This window comes from Streptomyces sp. NPDC005878, assembly GCF_040629815.1.
Lineage (GTDB): Bacteria > Actinomycetota > Actinomycetes > Streptomycetales > Streptomycetaceae > Streptomyces.
Genome location: NZ_JBEXWK010000055.1, coordinates 1 through 9,604 on the forward strand (window position 1 = coordinate 1; position 9,604 = coordinate 9,604).

A 9,604-nucleotide genomic window follows, 5' to 3' on the forward strand; every position below is an offset into this window, starting at 1 on the left:
GCCAGCCACAGCGGGCCCGCAGGTGAAGGCACCCCGCAAGCCACCGCACCCCCCACCCCCCCCTCACAGCCGCGGCGGCACCACCACCCGTGGCGGTGGGGTGACCGGGCGGTGGCGGGCGCGGTGTGTGAGTAGCAGCAGTACCGTCGTCACCCCGGCCACCACCCCGCCCCCCACGGAGACCAACCACGCCGGCACACCCCCCACCCGCATCAACCGGTCCCGGTAGATCACCCGTTGGAACGGGGCGTCGTCCGTCGCCCGGACCAGTTCGTGGTCGCCCGTGATCCGCGACGGGCGCTCGAACGACTGGTTCAGCGCCGTGAGGTAGGGGGTCCCGGCCCCGACCCTGGTTCCGGCCCCGGCCCCCGGCCCGCCCCCGGCCTCCGCCCCCGCCCCGAACCTCCCCAGCTCGGCCGAATCCTCCGGCACCCGTCCCGCGTACAGCACCTCCGGCGCCCCGCCCCCGATCGCCGACTCCGGCTGCATCCGGTGCGCCGCGACCACGTACAGCCGCAGCGACTGCGGCGTCTTCGCCAGGCGTGACAGCCGCATCGGGTACACCGGCCGCTCGCTCGCGAACGTCAGCTTCAGGGGGTCGAGCGTGCCCCGTAGGGGGCCGTTTCCGGACGCGGGGGCGAGGCGGACCGCCACGTACTCCCACTTGGCGTCGACGTACGGCCGCAGTTCGGTGGAGAGCGCGGGCGGGAGGCGGAAGCCGTTCGCCGTCAGCCAGTCGCGCAGCGCGTCCGGGTCCGTGGCCGTGAGGCGGGCCACGTCGAAGGGGCCGAGGCGTTCGCGGCCGACCACGCCGACCGGGGGCGCCGCCGCCCTCGGGGCCGCGGCGCCGTCCCCGACCGTGCGGCGGCCGTGGGCGGAGGAGAAAGGCCAGTCGCCGTCCTCCGGCCAGAAGTGGTGGCGGTCCCGGTGCACCGGCGCCACCGCGTGCTCCAGCTCGGAGAAGAGCGCGCGTTCGCCGAGCGTCACCGTCGCCCGGTGCGGCACCGGCATGATCCACGCCGCGTTCGGGGCGTCGCCGTCGACCGTGAGACTCATCACGATCTGCTCGCTGCGTCCGTCCCACCGCACCGCCGACGTCTCCTGACGCACAGCCAGCCGCGTGCCCGGGCCATGGACCATCGCGCCGCACCCGCAGGCGTACGCGGGCGACACCAGCGAGCCGAGTTGCAGCGCCAGCAACGCCCCCGTGACCAGCCATATCCGCTGTCCCGTGCCTCTGCCGCGCATGCCCCCGCCTCTCGTCCGCCACGCGTCGGCGAGATCGCCGACGCGAGCTACGACGGCGTCGCGGCGAGTCCGGTTCCGGTAGGCCGTGGACGCCGGACGACGCGATTCCGGTCAAAACACGGGTGACAGTCAGGCGAAGTGGGGGTTGCCTGAGTCTCTTGAACGGGGTGGTGCGAGGCTCTGAGGGCAGGCCGCCCCACGGCCGAGGGCCGTGCGGCGGACGAACAGCGGGCCAACGACAGACGGTGGGAGGTTCGGCGGGGCGTGGCGAATGCGGAGCACGGCAGACGCGGCAGCACGGTGGACTTGGACGCGGACGCGGCCGACACCAGGGCGGGCATCGCCCGGGTGGTCATGTGGCTCCTGGCGGCCGTTCTCGCGGTACGGCAGATGGCCCACGTCCTGCGGCTCCCACCCGGGGAACGGCTCACCGACCTGGAGACCTGGACCGGCGCCGCCGGAGCCGACGGTGTGCTGCACGTGCGCGGCGACCTGTACGACACCGAGGACTTCACCGGCACCCCCTTCGCCGGGCTCGTCCTCAAACCGCTGACCCACGCGGCGGAACAGGCCCTCGGCGTGGCCTGGACGCTGTCCACTCTGCTCCTGGTCGCCGTGCTCGGCGCCGTGGCCGTCCGCGCGCTGCCGGGGCCGCTGCCGGGGCCGTCGGCACGCGGCGGCGCGCTGCCGGCCGTGCCCGTCGCCATCAGTCTGCTCATGGTCTCGCTGCCGGTCCGCAACGCCCTCACCACCGGCCAGACCAGCATCATCCCCGTCCTGCTCGTCCTGCTCGGCTGCTTCGCCGTACAGGGTGAGCGCTGTTCCGGGGTGCTCATCGGCGCCGGCGCGGCCCTCCAGCCCACCGTGCTGCTCTTCGTCCCGCTGCTGTGGTTCACCGGCCGTCGGCCCGCGGCCCTGTCCACCACCGCCACCTTCGCCGGCGCGACCGCCCTGGCCTGGGCGTTCATGCCGCACGACTCCTGGACGTACTGGGTGCACCACGTGGCGGGCGCGGGGCTCGGCGCGCGCCCCGACGGCCTCGCCAACCAGTCGCTGCACGGGGCCCTGCTCCGCCTCGGCCTCGAAGGCCCGCTGGAGATAGCCCTGTTCGTCGCCCTCGGCGCCGCCGTGACCGTCGTCGGGCTGCGCCGGGCCGTGCGGTACGCGCGCGACGGCCAGTTACTGCTCGCCGTCGCCCTCACCGGCTGTGTCGCGGTCGCCATCTCGCCCACGGCCTGGCAGCACCAGCTCCTGTGGGTGCTGCTCGCGATGGTCGGCCGGGCCGGGACCAAGGCGCGCGACCGGCCCGCCTGGCCCGCCGTGGTCGTCCTGGTGATGACGCTCCCGGGCGCGGTGCTGCTGCCCAACGTGGGGTTACTCCAGCCGCTCCGAGAAAACGTTCCGCTGCTGACCGCGCTGGCGGCGGCCTGTCTGGTCCCGTTCCTGCCGCGCACCAGCGAGCATTTCCGCACGCCGGTCCCCACCACGTACGCGCGCCCCCTTCCCGCCCGCTGGGCCCGCGTCCCGCTGATGCCGTTCTGGCGCCGGGTGCTCAGCCGCCCCAACCTGCTCCTGGAACTCCTCGTCATCCGCGTCGGCTACTCCGCGTACTCCCACATCCGGCTGGAGGCCACCGCGGGCCGGGAGACCGCCCAGGCGCACGGCCGGACCATCGCGGCCGTCGAGCGCGCCCTCCACATCGACATCGAGCACTGGGCCAACCACGCGATCCAGCACGTGAAGTGGCTCGGCTCGTTCTTCGACTTCTACTACGAGACGTTCCACTTCATCGTGCCGCTGGCCATCCTCGCCGTGCTGTACGTCCGCCGCCCGGTGGACTACCGCTGGGCCCGCTCGGCCCTCGGCTTCGCCACGCTCCTCGGCCTGCTCGGCTTCTGGTTCTTCCCGCTGGCCCCGCCGCGCCTGATGCCGGGCATGGACTTCATCGACACCGTCCACGGCCCGCAGGACCTGGCCAACCCGGACTACGGGGCGATGACGCAGGTCACCAACCAGTACGCGGCGATGCCCTCGCTGCACTTCGGCTGGTCGCTGTGGTGCGGGATCGTGATCGCGGTGGTCGCCCCCAAGCTGTGGATGAAGGCCCTGGGCCTGCTCCACCCGCTCTTCACGGTCTGCGCGATCGTCGTCACCGCCAACCACTGGGTGCTGGACGCGGTGGGCGGCGCGACGGTCGTCGGCGCGGGCTTCGCCCTGGTGTACGTACTGGCGGGCCCGCGCGGCGTTCAGCTCCCGGAGCCGCCCGGGCCCAGGGCGGCGACATGGGGCGGCAGTGCGATGCCGGCGGGCAGAGCCGGATCGGGCTCCGGCGCGCCGAAGTAGGTCCGCAGCGGCACCACGCCCGCCCACAGCCCGAGTGTGCCGTCCGGCCCGTCCCCGTCCTGGGGCGGGCCGGACGCCGTCTTCACGGACGCCTCCTCCAGTGTCAGCGCGAGCAGCGAGGTGGCGGCGAGCTCCTTGCGGCTGGGCTCGCGCGCGTACTCCCACTGCCCCGGAGCGCAGTTCTCGGTCACGACCCGCAGCCCGTGCAGGAGTTCGTCGCCGCCGGTGACCGGGCGCGGCACGCCGTAGACCATCGCGCTGCGGTAGTTGACCCCGTGCTCGAAGACGGACCGGGCGAGGACGAGCCCGTCGATGTGCGTCACGGTCACGCACACCGTGCTGTCCGGCGCCTGCACGAGGCTGCGGCTGGCCACGGAGCCGTGGACGTAGAGGGTACGGGTGGCGAAGTCCACGCCGTACACCGTGGGAACGGCCATCGGCGTGCCGTCGACCACCACACCGAGGTGGCAGACGAACCCGGCGCGCAGGATCGCGTCGAGGTCGGCCACCTCGGTGCTGCCCTGCTCCCGCAGCCGTCGGTGCCGGGTCCGCCCGGTCACCGCGAGCTGCCCCGATTGCTGCTGATTCTGCTCCTCGAAGCTCATTCCCCCACCGATTCCGTTGACACGCAGTGCACAGACAACTATTTCAGTCGCCGTGCGGGCAATCAAGGGGCGAGGTCATACCCTGCCTCGTCACGCCCTCGCGTGGGTACTGGCGCTCCTCGTGCACGCCGTCACGCTCGGTCTCGCCGTCGCCGGGGTGGCGGTCATCGCCATCCGGCCCGGCACCTTCAGCGGCTGGGCCCTCGGCTGGTGCTCCACCTCGGCCTCGGCCTCTGGGAGGTGCTGACCCCGCGCCAGCGCGTCGCCCTCCTCGGCCACGAGCTGGGCCACTACGCCAACGGCGACACCCGGCACGGCCACGTCCTCCACAGCGCGCTGCGCTCGCTCGCCCTGTGGGTGTACTTCCTGGCTCCCACCCCGAACCCGGGCCTGGCCGAGCGGTTCGCCAACTACCTGATGGCCGTGCCGCGATGGGCGGTGTACGGCGTGCTCGTCCTGCTGGACCACCTCACCCTGCGCGCGACCCAGCGCGCCGAGTACCTCGCCGACCAGGCCGCCGCCCGCGCCGGTTCGACCGAGGCGGCCGTGGAACTGCTGGACCGCCTTCTGGTCACGGACTCCGTGCGGCTGGAACTGCGCCGCGAGTCGGTCACCGCCCAGTCCAAGGGCCGCGCGGACGGAGCGCGCGAGGCGGCCGAGCGGGGTCTGTGGGACCGCCTCGCCGAGCGTATCGCCGCCGTACCCGAGCACGAGTACGAGCGGCTGCGCCGGGCCGGAGCCCTGCGCGGCCACGCCGTCGACTCCACCCACCCGCCCACCCACCTGCGCCGCAGGCGCCTGGTCGAGGCTCCGGTGCCGCACCCGGCCGCCGTCCGCCCGGCCGTCGACTGCACCGCCGCCGTCGACGCGGAGCTCGCGGGCGCCCGGTCACGGGTGGCGCGGAAGGTGATCCGCGACTAGGCGGGCTGAATTTCTGGGCGACGGCTTACTGGCGGAGGCGGGGGCGGGGGCCGGTGCGCTGCCGCACTCGAACCACACCGTCTTTCCGGCCGTGACCTGCCCCGGAGTCACCCCCCACCGGTCGACCACCGCATCGAGGAGGACGAGCCCGCGCCCGGACTCGTCCTCCTCCGACGCGTCGAGAGGAAGCGGAAGCTGCGGATGGCGGTCCGACACCTCCACGCGGACGCCGTGCGGGCGGCGCTGGAGCAGCAACTCGCAGTAGCGGTCCGGCACATGCCGCACCACATTGGCGAGCAGCTCCGTCACGGCGAGTTCGACCGCGTCCACGAGGTCGGACATGGCCCAGAGGTCGAGGTGCATACGGACGATCCTGCGGACGTGGCGGGCGGAGTGCGCACCGACCGTCAAGCGCATGCCGTACTGGGAATTGTCGTTCACGGTACGAGCGTCCCGCCCGATGGCTACTCTCGGCTACGAAACGAATACAACCCGCGCACAAGTCAGCGGAGTTGAGCCCGAGGGGGTACCCGCCGTGGTCCACATCAACGTCCTCGACCCGAGCGCGTCGCCGCTCGACTACTACGGATACGAGCTCCGCCGCTACCGCGAGGCGGGCGGCCTCACCCAGAAGCAACTGGGCGCGATCATCGCGTACACCGGCTCGCTCATCGGCCAGATCGAGACAGCGAGGAAGTTGCCGACGGCGGACTTCAGCGAGCGCGCGGACGTGGCGCTCGGCACGGGCGGGTTACTGTCCCGGCTGCTCCCCCTCGTCCTGCGGAGCCAGCTTCCGGCGTGGTTCCAGCAGGTGGCCGAGCTGGAGGCTCGGGCGACCGAGATCTATACGTTCCAGACGCACATGGTGCATGGGCTGCTTCAGACGGAGGGGTACGCGCGGGCGGTGCTGGGGGCTGTGGATGCTGCTGACCTGGACGACCGTACGACGGTCCGGCTCGCTCGGCAGCGGATCCTGCAGAAGGAGAGGCCCCCGGTGCTGTGGGCGATCCTGGGCGAGGGAGCGTTACGCCAAAGTATCGGCGGGGCTGAGGTTATGCGTGAGCAACTCGCTCGCCTGTTGAGTTACGAGACGAACCCCAGCGTAAATATTCAGGTGCTGCCATTCGTGGTCGGCGCGCATGCTGGATTGCAGGGATCGTTCAACCTGTACCGCTTCTCGGACGACCCGCCTATCGTCTACACCGAGGGGTACGGGACCGCGCATCCCACGGCCAATCCGGATGTCGTCAGGAACTGTTCCCTCTATTACGATCACCTGCAGGCGGCTGCCCTTTCTCTCCGGGACTCGGCAGAGCTGATCCGTCGGGTGATGGAGGAATGCTATGGGGAACGGCAACTCTCGGCTGACGGAGACCCGTTGGCGTAAGTCCAGTTACAGCGGCAACATGGGCGGCGACTGCGTCGAGTGCGCACCCCTCCACGGCGCCGCCTGGCGCAAGTCCTCGCACAGCGGCGACCAGGGCGGCGACTGCATAGAGGTCGCAGACCTCCCCCACTCCGTCGCCGTCCGCGACTCCAAAGTCCCGGACGGCCCGGTCATCACGCTCTCTCCCGCCGCCTTCGGCGCGTTCGTCAGGTCGGTTACGGCGTGACCTGAAGCTCCTTGATGCCGTTCAGCCACGCTGAGCGGAGGCGGCGCGGGTCGCCCGCGAGGGTGAGGTTCGGCAGGGCGTCCGCGATGGCGTTGAAGATCAGGTTGATTTCCAGCACCGCGAGCGATTTGCCGAGGCAGAAGTGGGGGCCTCCGCCGCCGAAGCCGAGGTGGGGGTTGGGGTCGCGGAGGATGTCGAACCGCTCGGGCTCGTCGAAGAGTTCGGGATCGTTGTTGGCGGAGGAGTAGAACAGGCCGACGCGGTCGCCCGCCTTGATCTTCTCGCCGCCGAGTTCGGTGTCCTGCACCGCCGTACGCTGGAAGGACACCACGGGTGTCGCCCAGCGCACGATCTCCTCGGCGGCGGTCTCGGGGCGCTCGCGTTTGTAGAGTTCCCACTGGTCGGGGTGGGTGAGGAACGCGTGCATGCCGTGGCTGATGGCGTTGCGGGTGGTCTCGTTGCCCGCGACCGCCAGCAGGATGACGAAGAAGCCGAACTCGTCGGCGAGCAGGTTGCCCTCGCCCTCGGCGGCGACAAGCGTGGAGACGATGTCCTTCGCGGGGCACTCCTTGCGCGCCGCCGCGAGGTTCATCGCGTAACTGACGATCTCCATGGCGGCTTCGGCGCTGATCTCCTCGGTGAGGGCGTACTCGGGGTCGTCGTAGGCCGCCATCTTGTTGGACCAGTCGAAGATCTTCGTACGGTCTTCCTGCGGTACGCCGATGAGTTCCGCGATCGCCTGGAGCGGCAGCTCGACGGCGATGTTGGTGACGAAGTCGAAGGAGTCGCGGCCGTGTGAGGCGGCGAGGGCCGTGTCGACTATCCGGCGGGCGCGGTCGCGCAGGGCGGATTCGAGCGAGCGGATCGCGCGCGGGGTGAAGCCGCGCTGGACGATCTGGCGGACGCGGGTGTGTTCCGGCGGGTCCATGTTCAGCATGATCAGCCGCTGGGCCTCGATCTGGTCCCGGGTGATGTTCTCGTTGAAGCGGATGATCGCGGTGTTGGTGGTGGAGGAGAACAGCTCCGGGTGGGTGGAGACGTATTTGACGTCGGCGTGCCGGGTCACCACCCAGTAGCCGTCGTCGCCGAAGCCGGCGAGACCGTGCGGCTGCGAGCACCAGAAGACCGGGGCGGTCTGCCGCGCCTCGGCGAACTCCGGGTACGGGACGCGGTCCTGGAGCAGGTCGGGGTCGGTGAAGTCGAACCCCTCGGGAAGGTGGGGGCAGCGCATCGGCAGCTCCATCCGGTCGGCACGTTCGGACACGGTTCCTGACGACCCATCAGAATTGTCTGAAAGGTAGTAACGGGTTCTACAAGTCGCAAGGGTGCGGGGGGTGTTCGTTCTCGGACGGGGAGCGTGCGCGGTAGGTGCACAACCCTTGCGTACCGGGGGTAGCCCTCACCAGACTGCAAGCAGAACTAGAACGCGTACTAGTTCGGTCCGTGGCGGCTCCGGGAGGCCCCGCGGCCGGGCTTGGAGTCGTTGAGGAGAGGACGAGCTCATGGCCGCGGAACCCGTCATCGTCGAAGCCGTACGCACGCCGATCGGCAAGCGCGGAGGCGCTCTCGCCAATCTCCACCCCGCCTATCTGCTCGGCGAGACCTACCGCGAGCTGCTGGGGCGTACCAGGATTCCCGCGGACTGCGTGGAGCAGATCGTCGGCGGGACGGTCACCCACGCCGGTGAGCAGTCGATGAACCCGGCGCGCAACGCGTGGCTGGCGATGGGGCTTCCGTACGAGACGGCGGCGACCACCGTGGACTGCCAGTGCGGCTCGTCCCAGCAGGCCAGCCACATGGTCGCGAACATGATCGCGGCGGGGGTGGTGGACGTGGGGATCAGCTGCGGGGTGGAGGCGATGTCGCGGGTGCCGCTGGGGTCGGGGTCCAAGCACGGGCCGGGCAAGCCGTTCCCGGACGAGTGGAACGTGGACCTGCCCAACCAGTTCGAGGCGGCGGAGCGGATCGCCCGGCACCGGGGGCTGACACGCGAGCGCGTCGACTCGCTCGGGCTGCTCTCGCAGGAGCGGGCGGGGGTCGCGTGGGCGGAGGAGCGGTTCAAGCGGGAGACGTTCGCGGTGCAGGTGCCGACGACGGAGGAGGAACAGGCGGCCGGGCAGGGGATGTGGCGGCTGGTGGACCGGGACGAGGGGCTGCGGGACACGTCCATGGAGGCGCTGGCCCGGCTGAAGCCGGTGATGCCGACCGCGGTGCACACGGCCGGGAACTCCTCGCAGATCTCCGACGGGGCGGCGGCGATCATGTGGGCGTCGAAGCGGATGGCGCGGGCGCTGAAGCTGCGGCCGCGGGCGCGGATCGTGGCGCAGGCGGTGGTGGGCGCCGATCCGCACTTCCACCTGGACGGGCCGATCGATGCGACGCGGGCGGTGCTGGGGAAGGCGGGGATGTCGCTGCGGGACATCGACGTGGTCGAGATCAACGAGGCGTTCGCGTCGGTGGTGCTGTCGTGGGCGCAGGTCTTCGACCAGGACCTGGAGAAGGTGAATGTGAACGGGGGGGCTATCGCGCTGGGGCATCCGGTGGGGGCGACGGGGGCTCGGTTGTTGACCACTGCTCTGCATGAGTTGGAGCGGGGGGGTGGGGAGGTGGGGTTGGTGACGATGTGTGCGGGGGGTGCGTTGGCTACGGCGACGATTTTGCAGCGGCTGTAAGTGACTTCCCCGGGGGCTGCGCCCCCCCGGGCCCCGGGCGGGGCTTCGCCCCTGCACCCCTTGTGCTTCATCTGCGGGCCCGGCGGGGGCTGGTCGCGCAGTTCCCCGCGCCCCTAGAGGGGCCTGCGGCCCCTCCCGGACCCGGGCGGGGCTTCGCCCCTGCGCCCCTGGTGTTTTGCCTGCGGGCCCGGTGGGGGCTGGT

General features: G+C 71.4%; 9 protein-coding genes. 5 read left to right on the forward strand and 4 right to left on the reverse strand.

Translation table 11 applies throughout. From position 1 onward, the window contains the following. Nucleotides 1-63: 63 nt before the first annotated feature. Nucleotides 64-1,248, reverse strand: a complete 1,185-nt coding sequence (locus ABZ404_RS38905; protein ID WP_358835974.1) for a DUF2330 domain-containing protein — start codon at nucleotides 1,246-1,248, stop codon at nucleotides 64-66. Between the two features lie 354 nt (nucleotides 1,249-1,602). Here ABZ404_RS38905 and ABZ404_RS38910 point away from each other — a divergent pair, with 354 nt between their 5' ends. Beyond that, nucleotides 1,603-3,591, forward strand: coding sequence for a bifunctional glycosyltransferase 87/phosphatase PAP2 family protein (locus tag ABZ404_RS38910; RefSeq protein WP_358835977.1), 1,989 nt, complete (start codon nucleotides 1,603-1,605; stop codon nucleotides 3,589-3,591). On the opposite strand, the gene ABZ404_RS38915 is transcribed toward ABZ404_RS38910, so the two are convergent. After that, a complete protein-coding gene (locus ABZ404_RS38915) occupies nucleotides 3,495-4,196 on the reverse strand; it encodes a pyridoxamine 5'-phosphate oxidase family protein (protein WP_358835973.1) in 702 nt (233 codons plus the stop codon). The two genes, ABZ404_RS38910 and ABZ404_RS38915, sit on opposite strands and share 97 nt — an antisense overlap. Before the next feature lie 210 nt (nucleotides 4,197-4,406). Between ABZ404_RS38915 and ABZ404_RS38920 the strand changes: the two genes are divergently transcribed. Beyond that, entirely contained in the window at nucleotides 4,407-5,117 is a 711-nt protein-coding gene (locus tag ABZ404_RS38920; RefSeq protein WP_358835972.1) for a M48 family metalloprotease, read from the forward strand. On the opposite strand, the gene ABZ404_RS38925 is transcribed toward ABZ404_RS38920, so the two are convergent. Continuing rightward, nucleotides 5,085-5,558: an ATP-binding protein gene (locus ABZ404_RS38925; RefSeq protein WP_358835971.1), complete on the reverse strand. Its 474-nt coding sequence runs from the start codon at nucleotides 5,556-5,558 to the stop codon at nucleotides 5,085-5,087. The genes ABZ404_RS38920 and ABZ404_RS38925 overlap by 33 nt on opposite strands. A gap of 94 nt (nucleotides 5,559-5,652) precedes the next feature. Between ABZ404_RS38925 and ABZ404_RS38930 the strand changes: the two genes are divergently transcribed. Together ABZ404_RS38930 and ABZ404_RS38935 are read left to right on the forward strand one after the other, a co-directional pair. Further along, complete coding sequence (locus tag ABZ404_RS38930; RefSeq protein WP_358835970.1) at nucleotides 5,653-6,504, forward strand: helix-turn-helix transcriptional regulator; 852 nt, start codon at nucleotides 5,653-5,655, stop codon at nucleotides 6,502-6,504. A gap of 19 nt (nucleotides 6,505-6,523) precedes the next feature. Continuing rightward, a complete protein-coding gene (locus ABZ404_RS38935; RefSeq protein ID WP_358835969.1) occupies nucleotides 6,524-6,730 on the forward strand; it encodes a DUF397 domain-containing protein in 207 nt (68 codons plus the stop codon). Here ABZ404_RS38935 and ABZ404_RS38940 read toward each other — a convergent pair. Beyond that, nucleotides 6,720-7,961: a cytochrome P450 gene (locus ABZ404_RS38940; RefSeq protein ID WP_358835976.1), complete on the reverse strand. Its 1,242-nt coding sequence runs from the start codon at nucleotides 7,959-7,961 to the stop codon at nucleotides 6,720-6,722. The genes ABZ404_RS38935 and ABZ404_RS38940 overlap by 11 nt on opposite strands. A gap of 271 nt (nucleotides 7,962-8,232) precedes the next feature. Between ABZ404_RS38940 and ABZ404_RS38945 the strand changes: the two genes are divergently transcribed. Further along, entirely contained in the window at nucleotides 8,233-9,402 is a 1,170-nt protein-coding gene (locus tag ABZ404_RS38945; RefSeq protein WP_358835968.1) for a steroid 3-ketoacyl-CoA thiolase, read from the forward strand. Nucleotides 9,403-9,604 lie beyond the last annotated feature (202 nt).